Raw genomic sequence first — 24054 nt, 5'->3', positions numbered from 1 at the left:
CTTTTGAAACAACGCTACCTCAATCCGTTAGATTGAGGTAGCACTGTTACTATTTCATTAGTTTCTGTAATTCTAAATTTAACTTTAAAACGTTTACGCGGGTCTCTCCAAATAAGCCAAGTGCCGCGCCTTCTGTTTGATCCTTAATCAATTGATTTAACGTTTCTTTCGAAATATTCGTTATTTTAGAGATGCGCTCTACCTGCACGGAAGCTGCCTTCGGACTAATGTCAGGATCAAGCCCTGAACCTGAATTTGTCACTAAATCGATTGGCACTTCTGTAACTGGTACGGTGGGATTTTGTTTCTTCCACTCTTCAATACTTTTCTCTACTCGTTTCTCTAAATCTGGATTAGACGGTGCATAGTTATTTGAACCAGATGCCTCTGCTTTATATTCAATACTAGAAACACGCCCATGAAAATAACGTGGATCTGTGAAATTTTGACCGATTAATTTCGAACCAATCACTTCATTTTTATCATTATATATTAGACTTCCATCCGCATTATCCTTCATGACTGCTTGTGCAATACCAGTAATAATAAGTGGATATACAAGTCCGCACAACACTAAAAATGTAAAAGTAATACGGATGATTGGTGATAGTATACTTTGTTTCTTCGCCATCTTTTTCCCCTCTTCCTTATATGAACAAGCCGACAATTATATCAATTACTTTAATTCCAATGAACGGTACAATCACTCCGCCCAGCCCATAAATAAGTAGGTTTCGGCCAAGTAGTGCATTCGAACTCATCGGTTTATATGCGATACCTTTCATCGCCAATGGAATGAGTAATGGAATAATAACTGCATTAAATATTAATGCTGATAAAATCGCTGACAGTGGTGATGTTAGTTTCATAATGTTCAATGCTTCCATTTGCGGAATCGCAAGTGTAAACATCGCTGGAATGATTGCAAAATATTTTGCGATATCATTTGCAATACTAAACGTCGTTAACGCACCGCGTGTCATTAACAATTGCTTACCGATTCCTACTACCTCAATAATCTTCGTTGGATTCGAATCTAAATCAATCATATTCGCTGCTTCTTTCGCAGCTGTTGTACCACTATTCATCGCTAATCCAACGTCAGCCTGCGCTAATGCCGGCGCATCATTTGTACCATCACCTGTCATCGCTACGAGTTTCCCTTTATCTTGCTCCGCTTTAATAACTGCAATTTTATCCTCTGGTTTGCACTCAGCAACAAACTCATCTACTCCTGCTTCTTTTGCAATGGTTGCTGCTGTTAATGGGTTATCCCCTGTACACATAACCGTTTTAATCCCCATTTGACGCAACTGTTCAAAACGTTCACGCATACCAGGTTTTACTGTATCTTTTAAATAGATTAAACCGTAAATACGATTATCTACTGCAACTACAAGTGGTGTTCCGCCCTCTTTTGAAATGAAATCTGCTTTTTGATTTACATCTTTCGGAATTGTTCCACCTTGTGACTGAACCCATTCAATCACGCTACCGACAGCACCTTTTCTCACTTTCGTTCCATCCTGTAAATCAACACCACTCATTCTCGTTTCTGCTTTAAATGGAACAAACTCACCTTGTTCTGCAAGTTCTCTATTATATGATATAGATTTCGCTTGCACATACTCGATAACTGATCGACCTTCTGGTGTTTCATCTAAAACTGAGCTAATCGCAGCCCACTTTCCAACTTGCTCAATCGTTTCATTTCCTACAGGTAATAATGTATGAGCCATTCTGTTCCCGAAAGTAATCGTACCCGTTTTATCTAAAATAATTGTATTAATATCGCCAGCAGCTTCTACTGCTTTACCCGACATCGCTAACACATTAAACTTTGTCACGCGGTCCATCCCGGCAATACCAATCGCTGATAATAATCCACCAATTGTCGTTGGAATTAAACAAACTAACAATGCTACAAGTACAGCTGTATCAATTTGAAACCCTAAATAATTTGTGAAAATCGGCAGCGTCACAACAACGATTAAGAAAATAAGCGTTAAACTCGTTAATACTGTATTTAAAGCAATTTCATTCGGCGTTTTTTGACGCGCAGCTCCTTCTACTAACGAAATCATTTTATCAATAAATGATTCACCAGGATTACTCGTAATGACAATCGTAATCTCATCGCTTACAACCATCGTACCGCCTGTCACGGAACAAAAATCACCGCCTGCTTCTTTTATTACAGGAGCTGATTCCCCTGTAATCGCAGATTCATCAACAGATGCTAACCCTTTTATTACTTCTCCATCACTTGGAATCATTTCTCCTTGTTTTACAATAACAACGTCACCTTTTCTTAGATCAGTTGCTGAAACTTGGACGATGTCTCCATTTTCTTTTACAACATTTGCAAACACATCTTTCTTCGATTGTTTTAAAGAATCAGCTTGCGCTTTCCCCCGTCCTTCCGCTAATGCTTCTGCAAAGTTAGCAAATAAAACTGTAAATAATAGAATGAGGGAAACTGTTATATTAAACCATCCTGGTACACTACTAGAACGACTTGGAAGAAACGATAAAATGAACGTAATGATAAATCCAATCTCCACAACGAACATAATCGGATTTTTTATCATAACTTTCGGATTCAATTTCGCAAAGGATTGTTTCATCGCATGTTTCACGATATCACGATCCATCGTTTTCGCTTGTCTAACCTCATCTTCTACTGCATGTATGTGTGACTCATTTACTCTTTTTTCTTTTACTACTACCGGTCTCATCATTTACCCTCCATTACTTCAATGTAAGAAATTCTGCAATTGGGCCGAGTACTAACATCGGGAAGAATGTTAATGCACCGACAATTACAATTGTTCCGATGAAAATGCCGCCAAATAAACTATTATCCGTACGGAACGTTCCGACTGTTTCTGGCACAACCGTCTTCTCTTTCAATGAAGCTGCAACAGCTAGCATCGTAATTAAACTAAAATAGCGTCCTAAAAACATAACTAAACCAGTTGTAATATTCCAAAACGGTGTATTATCTGCTAACCCTTCAAATCCAGATCCGTTATTCGCAGCTGATGACGTATACTCATAAACAACTTGTGTTAAACCGTGGAAGCCCGAGTTAGAAATCGCTTCTGTTCCTAAATGTGTAGAAAGAGCCAATGCCGAAAATCCTAAAATAAGCAGTGGATGAAATAGTATCGTTACCGCAATTAATTTCATTTCCTTCCCTTCAATTTTCTTACCTAAAAACTCCGGTGTCCGTCCAACCATCAATCCAGATATAAAAACTGCAATAATCGCATACATAATAATGTTCACAAAGCCTGCTCCAACGCCGCCGTATACTGTGTTTAACATCATATTTACGAGTGGTACTAACCCGCCAATTGGTGTTAACGTATCATGCATCGTATTCACCGCTCCGGTTTCAGCAGCTGTCGTTACTGTTGCGTATAGTGAAGAAAATACTGTTCCGAACCTTACTTCTTTTCCTTCTGAACTTCCTTGTACATGTTCGATACCCATTCCATTTAAAGCTGGATTTCCATGTAATTCAGATGTCGTAATCGTTATAAACCCTAGTAAAAAGACCATGAATAGTGAAACGAAAAGGATGCGACCTTGCTTTTTATTGCCCACCATTCGTCCATACGTAAATGGAAGTGCTGTTGGCAATAACATCATAAGCATCATTTGCAAAATATTACTCATTTGTCCTGGATTTTCGAAAGGATGTGTAGAGTTTGCTCCGAAAAATCCACCGCCGTTATTTCCAAGTTCCTTAATAGAAACGAATGATGCAACTGGCCCGCGTAATATGCTTTGCTTTGCCCCATCAATTGTTTGTGCTGTAACGGCACCGTCTAACGTTTGTGGTACGCCAAGTGCAACAAAGACTAGTGCCGCCATAAATGCGATAGGAAGAAATACTCTCGTTAATGCTCTCGTAAAATCAACGAAAAAGTTACCGAGTTCTTTTCCAGCAAGCCCTCTTATAAATGCCATAACGAGCGCTAAAGTCGTTGCCGGTGCTGCAAACATTAAGAATGTAATTCCGATTAATTGTGATAAATAAGATAAACCATTTTCACCGCTATAATGCTGTAAGTTCGTATCAGCCATAAAACTAATTGCTGTATTAAAAGCGAGCGTAGGCTCCATTCCTTCAATGTGTGCTGGATTTAATGGCAATACTCCTTGTAGTCTGAAAATGAAATATACGACAACAATCATAAATCCATTTAATAAAACTAATGATAATGCGTACTGTTTCCACGTTTGATTATATTCTTTTACACCCGTAATTTTAAAAATAAGTTTTTCAAAAGGCCCGAATACTTTATCCAGCTTTTTACTCCCTTGAAAGGCTTTCTCTAAATAAATTCCCGTTGGCTTTGCCACAAGAATAAACAATAGCATTGTAATAACAACTGCAACCCAGATCATAATGAATGACTCCCCCTAATTAAAACTTTTCCGGATTTAATAATGCATACACTAAGTACACCGTAATTGCTGCAACAATAATTGATAAGGCAATCATCATGATTGCTTCCCTTCTTTCACAACTTTATCTGACCAACTTGCAAGACTTGCCATCGATGCGACTAACACAACAAAAATTCCGATCATTACAACATCTAACATAGCTACCCTCTCACCTTTCTGTAAAAATTTACCATTAAAATATTAAAAAAGAACACTGAGCTCTACTCAGTGTTCAAAAAATGAACAACAAAAAGTAAACCTCCTCTCTAAACGCTTACGAGGTTAGCTGTCGGATTCGGGCCTAAAGAGTAGCCCTACTTTCAAAACTGAAAGATTCACCCCAAGTGACAATGCACAAAATTGGTTCCCCCGCTCCATTTCTGGAACTCAGCGATTTTAGGTTTTTTTGGAAATTTTATGAATGATTTATGAGAGTAAATATACTCCTCTATTTTTCACTTGTAAAGAGCTAAATTACTGAAAATAAGAAAATATCCATCTATTTAAACGCTTACATTGAGTGTTATTAATATTTTTTCATCTGTTTTCTCGTCTTTTCTTTCTTTTTCACATAAATGATCTTTTAAATACGAAATAAAAAGAGCGAATGACATGAAGTGCATAGCTTGTTGCACTTCGCATTCGCTCTTTTTTCATTCACTATTTATTCTCCTCGTAAAAAAGCACGTAAATTTCTCCCGCGAATATAAACTTGTGACAATTCTGCATGTAGCTGCTCATATTCGATAACATCTGTTTTTAAATATAAAGCGTCTTTTGATGGCAATATGATATAGGGCCTTGGAAAAATAGGATCAAGTACGACCAATTCTTGAACTCGCTCTACCGATACCGCCCAACGATTCGCTATATCTCCTAGTAACAACACCTTCATCTTCTTCTCCCCCGCCCTATTCAAAAAATAAAAAAGAAATATTATCACAATTCGTAAACACGACAAATGTAGCTCCAATTGTTTCATAGAGCCTCGCTGGATACCGTTTATTCCTTGTAACAACAGTAATAGGCGCTTGAAAAGAAAAGCGAATGTGTTCTGTAAAGAAGCTAACGATTGGAAGCTCATCCCCTAGTAAAATCACCTTCTTAATACACTCATAAATACTAGTAAAATCCTGCTCCTTACTACAACTATACGTCCAATCAAATCCACAATTCCTCACTTCAGCCGCTATCTCTTCATTTGCTGTAAAAATAATTAACTCATGTTGAAAGGCTACTAAATCTATTAAACTATTTATCTTGCTTTCTTCTCCAACACAAATAAGTGTTAGTTCCATGTACCTCATCCTCCTTAGCATAAAAGAATTCAAACATAGATTGATATTCCCCTATACTAATCAGATCGATGAAGTGATGTATCCATCATGGCACCGTCCTCTCTCAAGACGCTTACGAAGTTAGCTGTCGGATTCGGACTTTGAGAGTAGCCCTACTTTCAAAATTGAAAGATTCACCCCTAGTGACACTGCACAAATTGGTTCCTCCGCTCCATATAATTGGACTCAGCGTATTACAAAAAATATATTCTGGCTGATATATTACTCCTGTATTTGGAAAAAGTAAACAGAAAAAAAGTCAGTTATACAACTGACTTTTTTTCTACTTATACATGTGATTTATTTAATTTATACGCAAAATGATTCGTCGGTCCATGACCACTTCCAATATGCAGCGGCTCTTCAATTGCTATACTAATAAATTGTTTTGCTTCTTGAACTGCCTCTTCAATTGAGTATCCTTTCGCAAGTCCTGCTGTAACCGCTGAAGCAAATGTACAACCGCTTCCATGCGTTTGCTTTGAAGGAATTCGTTCACTTCTAAATTCAATAAACTTTTCTCCATCAAAAAGTAAATCAATTACTTCATTACCTTGATATTCTGCATGTCCGCCCTTCATAAGTACATATTTCGCACCTAATTCATGCAGTACTTTTGCAGCCTCTTTACTATCTTCAACGTTATGGATTTCCAACCCAGTTAACACTTCTGCCTCAGGAACATTCGGCGTTACAACTGTTGCTACTGGTAATAAATATTCTTTTAATGCTTGTACTGCTTCTTGTTGTAATAATGATGCACCGCCTTTAGCAATCATAACAGGATCTAGTACAATATTATTCCAGCCAAATTTATTAATATGTTCTGCTACAATTTGAATAATTTCGCTGCTAAATAACATTCCTAATTTCACAGCATCTGGTGTTAAATCCGTACCAATTGAATTCAACTGTTCCGTAATACCTTCTAATGGAACTGGATATACCCCTTGAACGCCAAGCGTATTTTGAGCAGTAATTGCCGTAATAGCCGTCATCCCATACACACCAAGCTCTTGGAATGTTTTTAAATCTGCTTGAATGCCGGCACCGCCGCCACTATCAGATCCTGCAATTGTTAAAGCTTTATTTACTTTCATCCCACTCATCCTTTTCTATCCAAAATAGCGATGATAAATCGTCTTTGCTTCGCTTATATCTTTCGTTCCATGTACAAGTACACGACCATCTTTAAAAGCAACTAATCTCTTTTCTTCCACAGAAAATGATAATAAATATGGATTTACATTTAAATCATGCACACGATCATTCAGCAGCTCTTTATATCGTTCAAAATCTATTTCCTCTTTATGAGGTGGTCTAATTTGAACTGTATTTCTCCCGCATAACACTGCTGTTTTCGATGTATTATCTTTATTTAAATACGGATACAAGGCATTCTCTCCGCACGAAGGACAATTGTGCTTACGAAGCTTTTGCACATTCATACATGAATATTCATTCTTCCATACATCAAACGATACAAGTCCATCTCGAAGCGATTCGTAATCTTCTACTAACAGTTTAAGAGCTTCCGTTACTTGATGAGAAACGACGAGAGATACAGCAGGTGATATAATCCCCGCTGTATCACATGTCGCCCCGCCAAGCGGAATCGATTGTAATAAACAAGATAAACATGGCGTTTTACTAGGAAGAATTGTGTAAGAAAGGCCGTAACTCCCTACACATGCTCCGTAAATCCATGGAATAGAATATTTTTGCGCTATATCATTCACAATGAAACGCGTTTCGAAATTATCAGTTGCATCAATCATTACATTAACGTTTGTAACAAGCTCTTCTAATTCCTCAGCTGTTACATCTTGAACGAGCGCTTCTACTCTTACTTCACTATTAATCTCTTCTAGACGCTTCTTCGCTGCTACAGCTTTCGGAAGATTATTTTTCACATCACTCTCTGCATACAATTGCTGCCTTTGTAAATTACTCCAATCGACATAATCTCGATCAACAATCGTTACTGTACCAACACCAGCTCTTACAAACATTTCTGCATTTGCACTACCTAATGCACCTGCGCCGATAATAAGCACATGCTTTTCCCTTATCTTTTGCTGTCCTTCTTCTCCAATTGGAGAAAATAGTTCTTGGCGAGAATATCGATTATTCAACTACGCTCATTCCTTCTAAAGGACTACTTGCCGTTGCACAACGCTTACGTGCAATACGACCTGCTTCAAATCCTAAACGGCCTGCCTCAATACTTAATTTCATTGCTTGTGCCATTTTAATAGGATCTTTTGCTCCTGATACAGCTGTGTTTAATAACACGCCATCTGCTCCTAATTCCATCGCAAATGCCGCATCAGCCGGGCTACCGATACCAGCATCAACGATAACTGGTACTGTCGCTTGTTCAATAATGAAGCTCAAATTCAATGGATTTACAATACCAAGTCCTGATCCAATTGGAGATGCTCCTGGCATAATCGCATGCACGCCAAGTTCTTGTAATTTACGTGCTAATACAACATCATCAGATGTGTACGGAAGTACGATAAATCCTTCTTCTAGTAACATTTCAGATGCCTTTAACGTCTCTACCGGATCAGGTAATAACGTTCTATCATCACCAATAACTTCTACCTTTATCATGTCGCAAAGCCCTGAAGCTTTTGATAATTTTGCAATACGAACAGCTTCTTCAGCATTTTTTGCTCCGGCTGTATTCGGTAATAACGTATATTTTTTCACATCAAGTTTCTCTAATAAATTAGGCTGCTTTGCATCAAATATATCCATACGACGTACTGCGAACGTTAAAACTTCAGCCTCAGATACATCAATTGCCTTTTGCTGCACATCAAAATCAGGGAATTTTCCTGTTCCTAATAAAAGTCTAGAATGAAATGAAAATGGTCCAATGTTTAACATAATCAACCGCCTCCTACGAAAGTTACAATCTCAATTTGGTCTCCATCAAAAACAGATGTATCTGTATGATCATCTTTTTGTAAAATATCTTTATTACGCTCTACTACAACAATTCTGTTATCTAACTCTAAATGTGTAAGTAGCTCAGCTACTGTTTTCACACTCTCTGGCACTTCAATTTGATTACCATTAATTTTTAAATTCAAACTTCCATCCCCTTTCTAAACTGTTTTAGAAAGCAATGAATCTAGCAAGTGAGTCTCCTGCTTTCCCTCTATTAAATCAGCCATATATTGACCAGAAACAGGACTTAATAAAATGCCGTTTCGATAATGGCCTGTGCAAGCATATAAACCTTTTATTTCTTCATGCTCTCCCATATAAGGAGCTTCATGATTCGACTGTGGTCTTAATCCTGCCCATGCACTTTCCCATTCAGCTTCTTTTAAAGCAGGCAATATTGTATACGCGCGCTCTAATATAGAAGTAATACTTTCTGGTTGCACAGTTTTATTGAACGTACGAGGCTTCATCGTTGCTCCAATTACGTAACGTCCGCCGCGCTTTGGTGCAATGTAAAATCTTTCTTGGAAAATAGGCGCCTTTAAAAGTGGTTTTCTACTTCTTACCGCTACTACTTCTCCTTTAACCGGATATGTACCCCATTCGCGGTGAAAATAACCTAGTAACTTCGTGCTCCATGAGCCACCTGCAATAACAACTTTCTCGCAAGTGATCATACCTTCGCTTGTCACAATTCCAGTCACTTTATTATTTTCAATACGAATATCAAACACTTCTGTCTGTTCATATATATCAGCGCCCGAAAATGATGCGGAATGTGCGAATGCTTTCGTAAGCTCTGGTGCAATAACATGACCATCTTTTGGATAATATACAGCCCCTATAATTGACTCAGATAGATACGGCTCTTTCTCTCGCAAACGATCTCCCGCCAGAAAGTAAGAATCTTCACCGGTTTTCTGCTGCCAATCCATAATGTGAAGAATTCTTTCCTTCTCCTCTTCATTTTGAGCAATGCGATAAATGCCTTTCTCTTCATACCCAATATCGATGCCTGTTTTTTCACGTAAAACTTCTGCAAGTTGTGGAAATATAGCACGGCTTTCTCTAGCAAGTTCAAATAGCGGGTCATATTCATCCCATTCTGCCTGCACCCCAAGTAAACCAGCGGCTGCTTTCGAGGCTTCAGATGCAATCTGTTGCTTCTCTACAATCGCTACTTTATGTCCTCTTTCTGCTAGAAAATGTGCAACTGAACTACCAATTACACCACCGCCAATTATCGCTACATCATACTTCTTACACATGTTTTTCCGCCCACTTTCTTATTGATTCCTTATAAGACTTCGCTTTGCTATACGGGTTACTACTACTTATAATCCCAGACATAACAGCAATACCACTGACGCCGTTAGTAAGAACATCTCCAGTGTTTTCCGGAGTGATTCCTCCAATTGCTGTAATCGGTATGGATAAACACTTTGCAATGTCTGAAATTTCTTCAAGCCCTCTCGCTGGCACACCTTTTTTACAATCTGTCGGAAATACATGACCATAGACGAGTGAATCCGCGCCATTCTTAAATGCATCAATCGCCTCTTCTAAAGAATGTACAGAATAACCGACATGCAAATAAGAAAACTTTTCTTTCACTGACCTTACATCTGCGCTTCGATATCCTAGCTGCACGCGCGGAATGTTTAATAAAATAGCAATATCAATTCGATCATTTATCACTATTTTTGATGCTGGAAAGCCTTTCTTCAAAAGACTTTCCACACCTTCATACAATTCCTTCGTGCTTTTCTCACGCTCACGAATATGCAAATAATCAATTTCACTTTCAATTTGCATCGCTACATTCACTAACTCTTCGAATGACATGTGACCATTTGAGATTACATGAAGCTCATTTTTCATATTCATTCGCCTACTTTAAAATGTTTTCGAATAACTCATCTGCCGGAACGATTTCTTTCGTCATTCCTTTATCTTTCAACCATTTATTTTGTTTCTCCCATGACTCTTTTGAATCTGATAAAAATGGTTCATCCTTCGTTTCCATTTTCTCTAATAAAATTTTCATACTTTCTTTTTCAACTTCTGGTACAAGTGGGAAGTTTTCTTTTTCCTGATGATTTAATAAAATATTTAATGCTTCATCTGGATTTTTCTTCATGAAATCATAACCTTTTTTCGTACCACGTAAGAAAGCTTGCAACGCTTCTTTATCTTTTTTCAACGTTTTATCACCTGTTACAAATACGAGCTCATGATAATTCGGTACACCGTAATCTGCTGGATTAAAGTATGCTGGTTCATGACCTTCATGACGCATAACAGGTACTTCATGGTTAATGTATGCCCCTGTTACCGCATCCACTTTTTTTGTAATTAATGCTGGTACTAAATCAAAACCAACATCGACTACTTTCACTGTATCTGGATTACCACCAGCTTCTTTTACCATCGTTTTTAAATACATCTCACTTAAAGGTGTTCCAGAATATCCAACTGTTTTACCCTCTAAATCTTTTGGCGATTGAATGCCTACAGACTTCAGCGATACAACATGATTTAATGGTGAACGTACAACAGCCCCAATTGATTTCACTGGAATTTGTTCATTTGCTTTTGCCATGACAACATCTGGCTGATAATATAAGCCCACTGTTACTTTTCCTGCAGCTGCTAACGTTAATGGGTCAGTCGGATTAGAAGGGAATTTAATATTTACCTTTACTCCTTCTTCTTTAAAGTAACCTTTTTCAATTGCCGCATAAATAAAGCTATGTACCGCATTTGGGTACCAATCAAGCATGACCGTTATTTCTTTCTCTTTTTTACTTTTTTCTGATGCTGAATTACTCGAACATCCAGCAATCATTGCAACTAATAATGTAAACACAAAGATGCGCTTTAAAAATTTCATGAATGCTTCCTCCAACTAATGAATTTTTTTTCTACTAACGAAATAAGTATGACGAAGAGAATAGCTAATAATGATAACAATACAATGGGTGCAAATACACCTGCCCCGTCTAACTGCGTCATCATTCTCTTACTGAAATATCCTAGCCCCGCTTGTGCACCGAGCCATTCACCAATTGCCGCCCCAATTACACTAAGCGGTACTGCAATTTTTAAAGCTGAGAAAAAATAAGGAAGAGCAGACGGCAATTTTAATTTAAGAAAAACATCTTTTTTCGTTGCCCCATACGTAACTAAAAGCTCTTCCCATTCTTTTTTCGTACTGCGCAGTCCATCATACGTATTAACCGCAATTGGGAAAAACGTAATTAAAACCGTAACAACAACCTTACTCCAAATCGTATATCCAAACCATAAAACAAATAGCGGAGCAAGCGCTGTAATAGGAATCGTTTGCGAGGCAACTAATAATGGATAAAATGCTCTCTCCATCCATGTACTCGCATTCATTAACATCGCTAGCCCTACCCCAAGTACGATAGAAATAGCCACCCCTATTAAAACGACATATAATGTTGCTGGCAAATGAACTGTAAATAATATGTCTTTTAGTTTCCATATCTTCATTACAATCGCAGACGGTGACGGTAAAATGTACATTTCATCTACAATTCTTGCGCCTACTTCCCAAAGAGCAAGTAAAATACTAGAAAGTGTAAGAGCAGGTAATAGCTCCTTCAACCGGTTCATCATACGAGTACCTGCCTTTGCAACATACTAAGAAGCTCATCTTTCAGCGCTAATACTTCTGGTTTATATAAATCTTTTCTTGTCCGATTATGATCAAGCGGTACAATCCTCTCGGTTAAAGTAGTTATCGGTTGCTGCTCTACTACTAAAATTCGATTAGAAAGAAACAATGCTTCTTCCACATCATGAGTGATAAATAAAATTGTTTTTTCCCACTCTTTCCATTGTTCAAACAACCATTCTTGCAAAGAGGCCTTCGTTAAAGCATCCAACGCACTAAACGGTTCATCTAACAGCAATATCTCCCCACCTGTTAATAAAGTTCGAATAAAGGATACACGTTGTCTCATACCACCAGATAAATCTTTCGGATATTTTGTCTCATACCCTTGTAAGCCAAATTTATGCAATAGTTCCTTCGCCTTTATTTGTGCTTCTTTCTTCTGTACACCTTGGCACTCTAACGGCAGGGCAGCATTCTCAATAATCGTTCTCCACGGCAAGAGCATATCTTTTTGGGGCATATATCCTACAGGATGGCTCTTTGTCTCTGTCAGCTCTATCTGTCCCGTACTTGCTTCTTCTAAACCTGTAATAAGGCGAAATAAAGTACTTTTCCCGCATCCACTCGGTCCGATAATGCTTACAAACTCTTTATCTTGTATAGAAGCATTTAATTCATTAATGATTGGCTTCTCATCATAATGAAAAGAAACATTATGAAACTGTAGTATGTTCTTGCTCCTCAAATCCCCACATCTCCTTACGGTAGGACATATCCCAGAATAAATATTCAAATCGACTGGAATATAGGAAAATCTCCTCTAATCGATCTAGCTCTTTTTCAGACTTTCCAACTGCCATTTCATTTAATAAATCGATTAACCAAACACAAAGGTTGCCATATTCTTCAGAGCTATAGCCTTGAATCCACTCACCAAAGAACTCATGATCTCTTGCTCCAGGAATATCATTTAAACGCTTTCCAATCTCCCAGTAGCTCCACATACATGGAAGAAGTGCTGCTATTAATTCCGCAAGTGCGCCATTTTGAGATACAGACATCATGTAATTTGTATAAGCTAAATTTTTAGCAGATGGCTTTGCAGACTCTATCTCCTCTATAGAAATTCCAAGTCTTTTTGCATACTGTTTATGAATGGTCATTTCTCCATTTAATATCCCATCAATTTGTTCAGCAAATTTCCCCATAACTTGTGGATTTGTTGCCTTTACAACACCGATCGCATATAACTTTGCATAATCTAACAAGTATAAATAATCTTGAATAATATAATACTGAAACTTATCTTTTTCTAACGTACCATCCCCCATACCTACAACAAATGGATGATTATGACTCATCTCCCAAACTGGTTGTACAGTTTCTAATAATCTATCGCAAAATTTCATTTCTCTATCCCCTTTCAATTTATATATCTAAATAAAAAACCACTTCTAAATAAGAAGTGGTTACAGCAAATAAAATTATAATTTATTCGTTGCTCCACTTCCCTTCGCTAGTATTACCTAGATCAGGTCTGTAAGGGTTAAGGATTATTCCTCTCTCAGCACAACAAGCACCCCTAGTGGTTTCAATATGAAATTTTCAAATAAAAAAGCCCCGTTTCTATACGCAAAGAAACGGGGACTCATTGTTAGTGTCCGAATTGCTTCCCTACGCTAGCATAATCTAGATCAGGTAATAAAAAGGATCAAAGACTTAAGGCCTTACTCTCAGCTGGCAACACCAGCTCTCCTAGCAAACTATAAAATTATCACTGTCAGTATAACATCGTAATAAGACATCATCAACTGTTTTAATTTTCTCAATTGTCAACAAAATAACAAAACCATATAATACTTATATTCTATCTTAGAAATTATTATCCTAATGAATTGGATAAAAAGGAATCATTATCCTCAAAAAATTTATTTTTATATTGATTTCATATTACATTTATGTGAATACACCCACTATATTATATCTTTATACTATAATAAAATTACAACTATACAACTAGAGGAGGTCTCTATTATATGAATATGAAAGCTACTGCTTTAACAGCAACTACTGTCGCAATTGCTTCTTTACTTCCTTCTATGGGAGAAACAAATGTACAAACAGCCAACGCTGAACAATTATCTAATGTGAAAACTGGATATGTCAAAGTCGATCAAGTAGCCTTACATACAAAAGATAACGCAAATAGCTCATCAATTGATACAATTCGCTTTAATACGAAAGTGAATATACTTGAAACAACTAATGGCTGGTATAAAGTATCTGTTAATAATAAAGTAGGTTACGTACAAAAAGATTCTATTCTACTAAAAAACAAACTTCAATCTAATAATCAATATATCGTCAATGCCAATGCATTAAACGTTCGTTCTGAACCTAATTTAGAATCTTCAATTTTAGATGTATTACCAAATGGGAAATTCGTTACCATTCAAGAAGAACAAGGCGAGTGGTATAAAATTTTACATAATGGCAAAACAGGTTACGTACAAAAGGCATTCGTATCTAATGGTTCACAGCCTTTAGTAAAAGGCATCACAGTTCAAAATAATGCGAAATACACAGTTGCAACACCTAAACTTAATGTACGTAGCAACGCTAGTACAAGTAGTGCACTACTTGGTTCATTACAAAATGGTACACAATTACAAGTAGTGGAAACTGTAGGAACTTGGTATAAAATTCGTTTTGGCACAGGATACGGATATGTGGCAAAGCATTATGTAGTGCAAAATCAATCACAAGCTCAAACGGCTCAACCTACTTCCATTCCAGCCGTTTTCAAATTCCCTACTCAAGGAAAAATTAGCTCAACCTTTGATATGCGCTGGGAACAAATGCATTATGGTATAGATATCGCAGCTCAGGGTAATGTCTCTATCCAGGCGGCGGCTGCAGGTAAAGTCGTGAAATCATATTATTCAGCTAGCTATGGCAATGTTGTGTTCATCGCCCATCAAATAAACGGGAAATTATATACAACTGTCTATGCTCACATGAAAGATCGCACTGTACAAGCTGGCGATCAAGTACAAGCTGGACAATTAGTAGGTCATATGGGAAACACAGGTCATTCATACGGGCAACATCTTCATTTTGAATTACACAATGGAGAATGGAATTTTGAAAAAACAAATGCAGTAAACCCACTGCCATATTTAGTTAGGTAAATTGTATGCCACGCAATATCAATATACCTCTCTTAATTGAATACTTAGCCTTTTTAGGCTTAATCTGTTGCTTAGTAATTTATAATACAAATACTGTATTTTTATCTATTATCATTGCTTTTGTTGCTTTAGAAATTATGATGGAAGCTTTTCAAGTTCAACTAAAACAAAAAATTGCCCATATTTATAATGCCATCTTTCTATTAAGTGCTTTAATAACAAATATTATTAGTAATGGTTTTTATTTATCTACCGTATTCCCCGTATTTTTTATGGCTGTTTTATTATTCATAGCTAGATACATTCATGTCCCTAATAACAAAAAACACGAACAAGAAGCTTAGAAAGAGGAGACACTGTGTACCAATCTTTCAAAGATAATCCAATAAAATATATATTGAATTTATACAAAAAAACAAATACTTTTTTTGGTATACAAGGAAGCTATACGGCACAATTTCTCCTTTATGGAATGTTATTTCTCGTCTTAATTACATTCTCCTTGCTTTACTAATAACAAAAGGATCTCACAATTGAGATCCTTTTTAATTTATATAGAAAGTGCTCTTTATCCACAAGCATATTTTTCATAAATAAAGCTAAGATTATATTTTTTCTCTAAGCTCATTCTTTGTTCATCATCACACCAATAGAACAGAATATCATGAATCGTTGCATAACGCTTATTTTTAAGAAACAGTTTAAAGAAAGATGGTAAACAGTCATGTAATTGTATAAATATATAATTGCGTAATATTTCTTCTTTATATTTAATTCCCTTACAAATATACAATAATTCTTCACAATAATATGCATGTTGTGGAACTTGGATCATTTCAAAAAATGGCACATATGATAATAACTTTCCAATAAAATGATCATATCGATCCATTATCCCTATCGTCATATGCTCCATCATATCTTTCATTACATATAAATAATCATCTACATGAGTAGTCTTGAGTGGGTCTAATCGATCTGAAATTTGAGAAAGTACAGCCCTTTGGCAAGCTAACACCGCTTGACTAGGTCCATAATATGATAGAAAGTCTGTACACTTACGATACTTTCGTAATAAATCATATGTATATAAGTCATAAACAAAAGTATTACAATACATCGCTAAACTCATCATATCACTATTTAATTGCTCTTTTGATAGTGACTTAGCTCTCTTACACATATAAAAAAATGTAAATTCTAATACTTCTTTATGGGATAATAAATGTTTACAGTCTGTTATACATTTCTCATTAAATTTAACTCTATCCCAAATTTCTACATCTCCATCAGTTAATTCACCAATACGATATTTAATTATTAAATAGTTTAAAGCAACCGCCTGCGTCAAAAGGTCCCACGTTTCATATTCCAATGAAGTATGAACAAACTCAGCTAGCCCTTGAGTTACCATAAAAGTATTCGCTTCTTCATACCAACCAATTTCTTGGCATAAGCGAAGAATACGTACTAAAGTTGGAATTTCGTCTTTATGAAATTGCGGTAAATTTTTTGCTTTATTCATTCCATATACGATAAATGCCGCTAAATTTTCTTCTTTATAAAATTCTTTTTCTTTCCACACTAATATAGTTCGTTCTTTCCCTTCACCTTTTGGATGACAAGGTACAAGCAAAGAAAATAATTCAGCGAAATTATTTGGTTCTATATATGTATCTGTAACCAAATTCCAATTTGGATCGCGCTGTACAGCCTTCATATAATTCCCCTTCCCTTTTATCTACATAGGAAATATTAATCCATTATCACATCATCAACAATAAATATTGTTATATTCGAAATCAATCATAATACTTATATCTATCAGTATATCATTTTTTCTCTTATTTATAATTAGGAATGACAAATTTAAATAAACTGTCGAAATTACTAACTGTATACTTATTATATAATGGCTCAGATACATCATGCTAACATATTAGCTTAACCCTATATACTAGAATAATGTATCTGATTTTTATACGTAACGTATTACACTAATTAAAGTCTCACTTCATTCCGTATGCTCTGATATTTCACTTAAAGCAAATCCCGCTTGCTCATCTGCCGATTCTTTTATAGCTAAATCTCCTAGTGCTAACATCCCAACGAGTTGACCACTCTCAACTACTGGCAATCGTCTAATTTGATACTGCGCCATTAACTCTGTAGCCTTTTCAATAGGATCATCTGGAGAAACTGAAACAATGTTTGTTGTCATTACATTTGTAATTTTATTAGATCCAGGATGTTTTTCAGCAATCCCTCGAACAACTAAATCCCGGTCCGTAACAAGACCAACAACTTGTTCATTTTCAACAACCGGAATCAATCCAATCGATTCTTCTTTCATCTTTACAGCAGCTTCATATACATTGTCTAACGGTGTACACTGTACAATATGAGTGCTCATCAAGTCTCTCACTCGTGTCATTTGTATCTCCTCCTTTTTATACATACCATAGCTTTTCCTAAATCCCTTTATTTATTTCAGGAAAATCAGTTGATAAAGGAGAATGAACGCACAATAAAAAAGAGTCAGCATATTAAAATGTACCCTATAGAATAGACACTTAAAAAAAAGTCTATTCTATAGGGTCTTTCTTGTATAATGAGAGAAAAATGAGAATCGGAGAAATTTCAAAATGACGAAAAAACTGTTCACAGAAAAAGAAGTTCAAGCACTATCAAAGAATCGATACGTAAAATCAGTCAGTCAGAAAGGGATTACTTATACAGATGAATTCAAACGTATTTTTATTGAAGAAAATGAAAAAGGAAAACCACCTCGTATTATTTTTGAAGAATGTGGATTTGATATAGATGTCATCGGTCTACAACGTGTTGTATCATCAGGAAATCGATGGCGTACTTCCTATAAGGAAAGGGGGGTATTTGGTTTAAGAGATACACGTAAGGATAACTCCGGAAGAAAGTCAGAGAAAGAACTTACATTAGAAGAGAAATATGCACGTTTAGAAGCGGAACGAAACTTATTAAAAGCTGAAAATGAATTATTAAAAAAGATCAAGCTTATGGAAGGGAGGATGGGAAAGAAATAAGGTTACAACCCAGTCAGAAATACATCTTAATTCGTACTATTATTGAAAGGTATAACCTGAAAAATATGGTGAGATATTTGTGTGAGATCGCTGGTGTTTCGCGCTCTGGATACTATCATTATTTTTCCGCTACTGCTCAAAGTCAGCGAGAGAAAAGAATGCATCAAGATGAAATGGCGAAAGAGCTCATAGTAAAGGCATTTCAATTTAAAAACCGAAAGAAAGGGGCTCGTCAAATTAAAATGACATTGGCGGGTCAATTTCAAGTTGTTTACAATTTAAAACGCATCCGAAGAATCATGAAAAAATATGGAATTGTCTGTCCCATTCGGAAAGCGAATCCCTATAAAAGAATGTTGAAAGCGACGAAAGAACACTTTGTAGTACCTAATCAATTAAAACGAGAATTCAGGCAAGGTATACCTGGAAAGGTACTTCTTACAGATATCACATACCTGTTTTATGGCAAAAATCAGAAAGGATACTTATCTACCATTCTAGACGGGTCTACGAATGAAGTTTTGGCTTATCATGTTTCAGAACGGCTTACTCTAGATATCGCAACGACAACTCTTCGTAAACTAAAGAGGAATAAGAAAGTGGAATTAACACCAGATGCATATATTCATTCAGATCAAGGAGCTCATTACACAAGCCCTACCTATCAAAAGTTGGTCAAAAAATTAAAGCTAGGACAATCCATGTCAAGACGAGGAAACTGTTGGGATAATGCCCCTCAAGAATCCTTTTTTGGGCACTTTAAAGATGAAGCACACATAAAAACTTGTACATCTTTCACTCAGTTAAAACAAGAAATTAAAGACTATATGAAATACTATAATCAACACCGCTATCAGTGGAATTTAAAGAAGATGACCCCTGTTGAATACAGAAATCATCTTCTTGATGCCGCCTAACTTTTTTTAAAATGTCCTTTACAAAGGGTACGGATTATATTGCTGACTCTTTTTTTTATGACCCGTACGGGATTCGAACCCGTGTTACCGCCGTGAAAGGGCGGTGTCTTAACCACTTGACCAACGGGCCATGGCTCCGCAGGTAGGACTCGAACCTACGACCGATCGGTTAACAGCCGATAGCTCTACCACTGAGCTACTGCGGAATAATATATGGTGGGCCTAAATGGACTCGAACCATCGACCTCACGCTTATCAGGCGTGCGCTCTAACCAGCTGAGCTATAGGCCCATATACTTTACAGGGGCAGTAGGAATCGAACCCACACTGGAGGTTTTGGAGACCTCAGTTCTACCTTTAAACTATGCCCCTAAAGGATGCCGACTAGAGGACTTGAACCCCCAACCTACTGATTACAAGTCAGTTGCTCTACCAATTGAGCTAAGTCGGCATAAAAAAATGGTGGCTCGGGACGGAATCGAACCGCCGACACGAGGATTTTCAGTCCTCTGCTCTACCGACTGAGCTACCGAGCCAAACATAAATGGCGGTCCCGACCGGGGTCGAACCGGCGATCTCCTGCGTGACAGGCAGGCATGTTAACCACTACACCACGGGACCATTTGGTTGCGGGGACAGGATTTGAACCTGCGACCTTCGGGTTATGAGCCCGACGAGCTACCGTGCTGCTCCACCCCGCGATGATAAAATATTTACTTTAGAAAAAATGGAGGAGGTAGAGGGATTCGAACCCCCGCGCGACTCTCGCCGCCTGTCGGTTTTCAAGACCGATCCCTTCAGCCGAACTTGGGTATACCTCCATGAAGGAAAAAATATTTTATTATTTATGTCTAAACCATTTTAAAAGAAAATGGAGGAGGTAGAGGGATTCGAACCCCCGCGCGATTCTCACCGCCTGTCGGTTTTCAAGACCGATCCCTTCAGCCGAACTTGGGTATACCTCCGAGACATATAATAAATAAAGTGGAGCCTAGCGGGATCGAACCGCTGACCTCCTGCGTGCAAGGCAGGCGCTCTCCCAGCTGAGCTAAGGCCCCATGTTTTTGGGAATATCGGGAAGACAGGATTTGAACCTGCGACCCCCTGGTCCCAAACCAGGTGCTCTACCAAGCTGAGCCACTTCCCGTTATTAAAAGCGCGCCCGAGAGGAGTCGAACCCCTAACCTCTTGATCCGTAGTCAAACGCTCTATCCAATTGAGCTACGGGCGCATATGGTGCCGAGGGCGGGGGTCGAACCCGCACGGTGGTCACCCACCGCAGGATTTTAAGTCCTGTGCGTCTGCCTGTTCCGCCACCCCGGCATGTCATATTGAAAATTGGAGCGGAAGACGGGATTCGAACCCGCGACCCCAACCTTGGCAAGGTTGTATTCTACCACTGAACTACTTCCGCAAGACATGTATGATTTATTTTATTAAAAGTGCGGGTGAAGGGAGTCGAACCCCCACGCCAAAGGCGCTAGATCCTAAGTCTAGTGCGTCTGCCAATTCCGCCACACCCGCATATTTTGTTAAAATGGTGAGCCATGAAGGACTCGAACCTTCGACCCTCTGATTAAAAGTCAGATGCTCTACCAACTGAGCTAATGGCTCTTAATGGCTGGGCTAGCTGGATTCGAACCAGCGCATGACGGAGTCAAAGTCCGTTGCCTTACCGCTTGGCTATAGCCCATTAATTAAGAATGGTGGAGGGGGGCAGATTCGAACTGCCGAACCCGAAGGAGCGGATTTACAGTCCGCCGCGTTTAGCCACTTCGCTACCCCTCCGACATATATGGTGGAGGATGACGGGATCGAACCGCCGACCCCCTGCTTGTAAGGCAGGTGCTCTCCCAGCTGAGCTAATCCTCCATTTTGCCTGGCAACGTCCTACTCTCACAGGGACAAGGTCCCAACTACCATCGGCGCTAGAGAGCTTAACTTCCGTGTTCGGTATGGGAACGGGTGTGACCTCTCTGCCATCATTACCAGACTGTATTCATTTAAGACAAGAATCATTGTAACTCATTTAACTTTTAAAGTCAACAAGTTTTTTTATGTTCTCTCAAAACTAGATAACATTGCTTCATATTATATGGTTAAGTCCTCGATCTATTAGTATTCGTCAGCTCCACATGTCACCATGCTTCCACCTCGAACCTATCAACCTGATCATCTTTCAGGGATCTTACTAGCTTACGCTATGGGAAATCTCATCTTGAGGGGGGCTTCATGCTTAGATGCTTTCAGCACTTATCCCTTCCGCACATAGCTACCCAGCTATGCCCTTGGCAGAACAACTGGTACACCAGCGGTGCGTCCATCCCGGTCCTCTCGTACTAAGGACAGCTCCTCTCAAATTTCCTACGCCCACGACGGATAGGGACCGAACTGTCTCACGACGTTCTGAACCCAGCTCGCGTACCGCTTTAATGGGCGAACAGCCCAACCCTTGGGACCGACTACAGCCCCAGGATGCGATGAGCCGACATCGAGGTGCCAAACCTCCCCGTCGATGTGGACTCTTGGGGGAGATAAGCCTGTTATCCCCGGGGTAGCTTTTATCCGTTGAGCGATGGCCCTTCCATGCGGAACCACCGGATCACTAAGCCCGACTTTCGTCCCTGCTCGACTTGTAGGTCTCGCAGTCAAGCTCCCTTATGCCTTTGCACTCTACGAATGATTTCCAACCATTCTGAGGGAACCTTTGGGCGCCTCCGTTACACTTTAGGAGGCGACCGCCCCAGTCAAACTGCCCACCTGACACTGTCTCCCGGGTCGATAAGACCCGTAGGTTAGAATTTCAATACAGTCAGGGCGGTATCCCACCAGCGCCTCCACCGAAGCTAGCGCTCCGGTTTCAAAGGCTCCCGCCTATCCTGTACAAACTGTACCAAAATTCAATATCAGGCTACAGTAAAGCTCCACGGGGTCTTTCCGTCCTGTCGCGGGTAACCTGCATCTTCACAGGTACTATAATTTCACCGAGTCTCTGGTTGAGACAGTGCCCAAATCGTTACACCTTTCGTGCGGGTCGGAACTTACCCGACAAGGAATTTCGCTACCTTAGGACCGTTATAGTTACGGCCGCCGTTTACTGGGGCTTCAGTTCAGAGCTTCGCTTACGCTAACCCCTCTCCTTAACCTTCCAGCACCGGGCAGGTGTCACCCCCTATACTTCGCCTTACGGCTTCGCAGAGAGCTGTGTTTTTGCTAAACAGTCGCTTGGGCCTATTCACTGCGGCTTTCCGTTAAGAAAGCACCCCTTCTCCCGAAGTTACGGGGTCATTTTGCCGAGTTCCTTAACCAGAGTTCTCTCGCACACCTTAGGATTCTCTCCTCGCCTACCTGTGTCGGTTTGCGGTACAGGCACCTTTTATCTCGCTAGAAGCTTTTCTTGGCAGCGGGGAATCAAAGACTTCGCTCCATAAGGAGCTTCCCCATCACAGCTCAGCCTTCACGATAAGCGGATTTGCCTACTTATCAGCCTAACTGCTTGGACGTGCACAACCAATCGCACGCTTCTTCTATCCTTCTGCGTCCCTCCATTGCTCAAACGATAAAGAGGTGGTACAGGAATATCAACCTGTTGTCCATCGCCTACGCCTGTCGGCCTCGGCTTAGGTCCTGACTAACCCTGAGCGGACGAGCCTTCCTCAGGAAACCTTAGGCATTCGGTGGACGGGATTCTCACCCGTCTTTCGCTACTCATACCGGCATTCTCACTTCTAAGCACTCCACCAGTCCTTCCGGTCTGACTTCACTGTCCTTAGAACGCTCCCCTACCACTGATACCATTGGTATCAATCCGCAGCTTCGGTGGTGTATTTAGCCCCGGTACATTTTCGGCGCAGAGTCACTCGACTAGTGAGCTATTACGCACTCTTTAAATGGTGGCTGCTTCTAAGCCAACATCCTAGTTGTCTAAGCAACTCCACATCCTTTTCCACTTAATACACACTTTGGGACCTTAGCTGGCGGTCTGGGCTGTTTCCCTTTTGACTACGGATCTTATCACTCGCAGTCTGACTCCTAAGGATAAGTCATTGGCATTCGGAGTTTGACTGAATTCGGTAATCCGATGAGGACCCCTAGTCCAATCAGTGCTCTACCTCCAAGACTCTTACACTTAAGGCTAGCCCTAAAGCTATTTCGGGGAGAACCAGCTATCTCCAGGTTCGATTGGAATTTCTCCGCTACCCACACCTCATCCCCGCACTTTTCAACGTGCGTGGGTTCGGGCCTCCATTCAGTGTTACCTGAACTTCACCCTGGACATGGGTAGATCACCTGGTTTCGGGTCTACGACCACGTACTAAACGCCCTATTCAGACTCGCTTTCGCTGCGGCTCCGCCTCTTCAGCTTAACCTCGCACGGGATCGTAACTCGCCGGTTCATTCTACAAAAGGCACGCCATCACCCGTTAACGGGCTCTGACTATTTGTAGGCACACGGTTTCAGGATCTCTTTCACTCCCC

General features: G+C 39.2%; 22 protein-coding genes, 20 tRNA genes, 2 rRNA genes and 4 riboswitches (1 of these 48 cut by a window edge). Of the genes, 3 read left to right on the top strand and 41 right to left on the bottom strand.

All coding sequences use genetic code 11. From position 1 onward, the window contains the following. Positions 1–49: 49 nt before the first annotated feature. The 17 genes from kdpC to tenA all read right to left on the bottom strand — a co-directional run bounded on the left by kdpC (position 50) and on the right by tenA (position 13814). A complete protein-coding gene (gene kdpC / locus MKY00_RS03965; RefSeq protein WP_016716500.1) occupies positions 50–631 on the bottom strand; it encodes a K(+)-transporting ATPase subunit C in 582 nt (193 codons plus the stop codon). Positions 632–647: 16 nt separating this feature from the next. Beyond that, positions 648–2738 carry a potassium-transporting ATPase subunit KdpB gene (gene kdpB / locus MKY00_RS03960; RefSeq protein ID WP_029141055.1) on the bottom strand — a complete coding sequence of 697 codons (2091 nt, stop codon included), beginning with the start codon at positions 2736–2738 and terminating at the stop codon, positions 648–650. 13 nt (positions 2739–2751) lie between these two features. After that, positions 2752–4419, bottom strand: coding sequence for a potassium-transporting ATPase subunit KdpA (gene kdpA / locus MKY00_RS03955; RefSeq protein ID WP_016716498.1), 1668 nt, complete (start codon positions 4417–4419; stop codon positions 2752–2754). A gap of 19 nt (positions 4420–4438) precedes the next feature. Beyond that, positions 4439–4519 (bottom strand): K(+)-transporting ATPase subunit F, encoded by an 81-nt coding sequence (kdpF, locus tag MKY00_RS03950; RefSeq protein ID WP_000972376.1) that lies wholly within the window; start codon positions 4517–4519, stop codon positions 4439–4441. Continuing rightward, positions 4516–4620, bottom strand: coding sequence for a SipW-dependent-type signal peptide-containing protein (locus MKY00_RS03945; RefSeq protein WP_000887889.1), 105 nt, complete (start codon positions 4618–4620; stop codon positions 4516–4518). Before MKY00_RS03945 ends, kdpF begins: the two co-directional genes overlap by 4 nt. 98 nt (positions 4621–4718) lie before the next feature. Continuing rightward, positions 4719–4864: riboswitch (cyclic di-AMP (ydaO/yuaA leader) on the bottom strand. A 261-nt stretch (positions 4865–5125) separates the two neighbouring features. Then, a complete protein-coding gene (locus tag MKY00_RS03940) occupies positions 5126–5356 on the bottom strand; it encodes a hypothetical protein (RefSeq protein WP_000866315.1) in 231 nt (76 codons plus the stop codon). A 16-nt stretch (positions 5357–5372) separates the two neighbouring features. Beyond that, positions 5373–5759, bottom strand: a complete 387-nt coding sequence (locus MKY00_RS03935; protein ID WP_061183500.1) for a hypothetical protein — start codon at positions 5757–5759, stop codon at positions 5373–5375. A 93-nt stretch (positions 5760–5852) separates the two neighbouring features. Beyond that, positions 5853–6000, bottom strand: a riboswitch (cyclic di-AMP (ydaO/yuaA leader). An 85-nt stretch (positions 6001–6085) separates the two neighbouring features. Further along, the gene (thiD, locus tag MKY00_RS03930; protein ID WP_016716497.1) at positions 6086–6907 is read right to left on the bottom strand and encodes a bifunctional hydroxymethylpyrimidine kinase/phosphomethylpyrimidine kinase; all 822 of its coding nucleotides are present in this window, start codon (positions 6905–6907) and stop codon (positions 6086–6088) included. 6 nt (positions 6908–6913) lie between these two features. Continuing rightward, complete coding sequence (gene thiF / locus MKY00_RS03925; protein ID WP_016716496.1) at positions 6914–7933, bottom strand: thiazole biosynthesis adenylyltransferase ThiF; 1020 nt, start codon at positions 7931–7933, stop codon at positions 6914–6916. Then, the gene (gene thiG / locus MKY00_RS03920; RefSeq protein WP_016716495.1) at positions 7926–8696 is read right to left on the bottom strand and encodes a thiazole synthase; all 771 of its coding nucleotides are present in this window, start codon (positions 8694–8696) and stop codon (positions 7926–7928) included. The genes thiF and thiG overlap by 8 nt, the downstream gene beginning before the upstream one ends. 2 nt (positions 8697–8698) lie before the next feature. Further along, the gene (thiS, locus tag MKY00_RS03915) at positions 8699–8902 is read right to left on the bottom strand and encodes a sulfur carrier protein ThiS (protein WP_001049505.1); all 204 of its coding nucleotides are present in this window, start codon (positions 8900–8902) and stop codon (positions 8699–8701) included. A 15-nt stretch (positions 8903–8917) separates the two neighbouring features. Further along, a complete protein-coding gene (gene thiO / locus MKY00_RS03910) occupies positions 8918–10027 on the bottom strand; it encodes a glycine oxidase ThiO (protein WP_016716494.1) in 1110 nt (369 codons plus the stop codon). Next, complete coding sequence (tenI, locus tag MKY00_RS03905; RefSeq protein WP_000787179.1) at positions 10020–10640, bottom strand: thiazole tautomerase TenI; 621 nt, start codon at positions 10638–10640, stop codon at positions 10020–10022. The genes thiO and tenI overlap by 8 nt, the downstream gene beginning before the upstream one ends. A gap of 10 nt (positions 10641–10650) precedes the next feature. Next, positions 10651–11652: an ABC transporter substrate-binding protein gene (locus MKY00_RS03900; protein WP_016716492.1), complete on the bottom strand. Its 1002-nt coding sequence runs from the start codon at positions 11650–11652 to the stop codon at positions 10651–10653. Then, positions 11649–12401: an ABC transporter permease gene (locus tag MKY00_RS03895; RefSeq protein WP_011040017.1), complete on the bottom strand. Its 753-nt coding sequence runs from the start codon at positions 12399–12401 to the stop codon at positions 11649–11651. The genes MKY00_RS03900 and MKY00_RS03895 overlap by 4 nt, the downstream gene beginning before the upstream one ends. Next, the gene (locus MKY00_RS03890) at positions 12401–13150 is read right to left on the bottom strand and encodes an ABC transporter ATP-binding protein (RefSeq protein WP_001256806.1); all 750 of its coding nucleotides are present in this window, start codon (positions 13148–13150) and stop codon (positions 12401–12403) included. The genes MKY00_RS03895 and MKY00_RS03890 overlap by 1 nt, the downstream gene beginning before the upstream one ends. Beyond that, entirely contained in the window at positions 13119–13814 is a 696-nt protein-coding gene (tenA, locus tag MKY00_RS03885; protein WP_016716491.1) for a thiaminase II, read from the bottom strand. Before tenA ends, MKY00_RS03890 begins: the two co-directional genes overlap by 32 nt. Before the next feature lie 82 nt (positions 13815–13896). Then, positions 13897–13999, bottom strand: a riboswitch (TPP riboswitch). 60 nt (positions 14000–14059) lie between these two features. Then, positions 14060–14172: riboswitch (TPP riboswitch) on the bottom strand. Between the two features lie 269 nt (positions 14173–14441). Here tenA and MKY00_RS03880 point away from each other — a divergent pair. Both MKY00_RS03880 and MKY00_RS03875 read left to right on the top strand, forming a co-directional pair. Then, positions 14442–15596, top strand: a complete 1155-nt coding sequence (locus tag MKY00_RS03880; protein ID WP_016716490.1) for an SH3 domain-containing protein — start codon at positions 14442–14444, stop codon at positions 15594–15596. Between the two features lie 5 nt (positions 15597–15601). After that, complete coding sequence (locus MKY00_RS03875; RefSeq protein WP_001137811.1) at positions 15602–15940, top strand: hypothetical protein; 339 nt, start codon at positions 15602–15604, stop codon at positions 15938–15940. Positions 15941–16164: 224 nt separating this feature from the next. Here the strand turns inward: MKY00_RS03875 and MKY00_RS03870 are convergent, their stop codons facing one another. Both MKY00_RS03870 and MKY00_RS03865 read right to left on the bottom strand, forming a co-directional pair. Next, positions 16165–17316: a DUF3965 domain-containing protein gene (locus MKY00_RS03870; protein ID WP_000648924.1), complete on the bottom strand. Its 1152-nt coding sequence runs from the start codon at positions 17314–17316 to the stop codon at positions 16165–16167. 294 nt (positions 17317–17610) lie between these two features. Then, a complete protein-coding gene (locus tag MKY00_RS03865) occupies positions 17611–18030 on the bottom strand; it encodes a CBS domain-containing protein (RefSeq protein WP_016716489.1) in 420 nt (139 codons plus the stop codon). 211 nt (positions 18031–18241) lie between these two features. On the opposite strand from MKY00_RS03865, the gene MKY00_RS03860 reads away from it, so the two are divergent. After that, a protein-coding gene (locus MKY00_RS03860; RefSeq protein ID WP_372470674.1) for an IS3 family transposase occupies positions 18242–19575 on the top strand; the annotation gives its coding sequence in 2 pieces (ribosomal slippage) (positions 18242–18626 and positions 18626–19575; 1335 coding nt in all). Positions 19576–19633: 58 nt separating this feature from the next. Here the strand turns inward: MKY00_RS03860 and MKY00_RS03855 are convergent. From MKY00_RS03855 to MKY00_RS03750, 22 genes are all read right to left on the bottom strand, one after another. After that, positions 19634–19705, bottom strand: a tRNA-Glu gene (locus tag MKY00_RS03855). A gap of 1 nt (position 19706) precedes the next feature. After that, positions 19707–19781, bottom strand: a tRNA-Asn gene (locus MKY00_RS03850). An 8-nt stretch (positions 19782–19789) separates the two neighbouring features. After that, positions 19790–19866: transfer RNA gene (locus tag MKY00_RS03845), tRNA-Ile, on the bottom strand. 10 nt (positions 19867–19876) lie between these two features. Continuing rightward, positions 19877–19947 (bottom strand) — tRNA-Trp (locus MKY00_RS03840). Positions 19948–19953: 6 nt separating this feature from the next. Then, positions 19954–20026: transfer RNA gene (locus MKY00_RS03835), tRNA-Thr, on the bottom strand. Positions 20027–20035: 9 nt separating this feature from the next. Then, a tRNA-Phe gene (locus MKY00_RS03830) sits at positions 20036–20111 on the bottom strand. A gap of 9 nt (positions 20112–20120) precedes the next feature. Beyond that, a tRNA-Asp gene (locus MKY00_RS03825) sits at positions 20121–20196 on the bottom strand. Between the two features lie 3 nt (positions 20197–20199). Continuing rightward, positions 20200–20276: transfer RNA gene (locus MKY00_RS03820), tRNA-Met, on the bottom strand. A gap of 27 nt (positions 20277–20303) precedes the next feature. Further along, positions 20304–20396: transfer RNA gene (locus tag MKY00_RS03815), tRNA-Ser, on the bottom strand. A 51-nt stretch (positions 20397–20447) separates the two neighbouring features. After that, positions 20448–20540: transfer RNA gene (locus MKY00_RS03810), tRNA-Ser, on the bottom strand. Positions 20541–20560: 20 nt separating this feature from the next. After that, positions 20561–20633: transfer RNA gene (locus tag MKY00_RS03805), tRNA-Ala, on the bottom strand. Positions 20634–20648: 15 nt separating this feature from the next. Next, positions 20649–20722 (bottom strand) — tRNA-Pro (locus MKY00_RS03800). 10 nt (positions 20723–20732) lie between these two features. Next, positions 20733–20806, bottom strand: a tRNA-Arg gene (locus MKY00_RS03795). A 3-nt stretch (positions 20807–20809) separates the two neighbouring features. After that, positions 20810–20898: transfer RNA gene (locus tag MKY00_RS03790), tRNA-Leu, on the bottom strand. 16 nt (positions 20899–20914) lie between these two features. After that, positions 20915–20989 (bottom strand) — tRNA-Gly (locus MKY00_RS03785). Positions 20990–21018: 29 nt separating this feature from the next. Beyond that, a tRNA-Leu gene (locus tag MKY00_RS03780) sits at positions 21019–21099 on the bottom strand. A 14-nt stretch (positions 21100–21113) separates the two neighbouring features. Beyond that, positions 21114–21189: transfer RNA gene (locus MKY00_RS03775), tRNA-Lys, on the bottom strand. A gap of 4 nt (positions 21190–21193) precedes the next feature. Then, a tRNA-Gln gene (locus tag MKY00_RS03770) sits at positions 21194–21268 on the bottom strand. Between the two features lie 11 nt (positions 21269–21279). Further along, a tRNA-Tyr gene (locus MKY00_RS03765) sits at positions 21280–21363 on the bottom strand. A gap of 8 nt (positions 21364–21371) precedes the next feature. Beyond that, positions 21372–21447 (bottom strand) — tRNA-Val (locus MKY00_RS03760). A 5-nt stretch (positions 21448–21452) separates the two neighbouring features. After that, positions 21453–21568, bottom strand: a 5S ribosomal RNA gene (gene rrf, locus MKY00_RS03755). A 102-nt stretch (positions 21569–21670) separates the two neighbouring features. After that, positions 21671–24054, bottom strand: a 23S ribosomal RNA gene (locus MKY00_RS03750); it runs 538 nt beyond the window's last position.

The organism is Bacillus sp. FSL R9-9834 (genome assembly GCF_038006905.1).
GTDB lineage: Bacteria > Bacillota > Bacilli > Bacillales > Bacillaceae_G > Bacillus_A > Bacillus_A pacificus.
The sequence above is the reverse complement of the archived record's forward strand: the minus strand, read 5'-3'. Positions and strand labels throughout refer to the sequence as shown.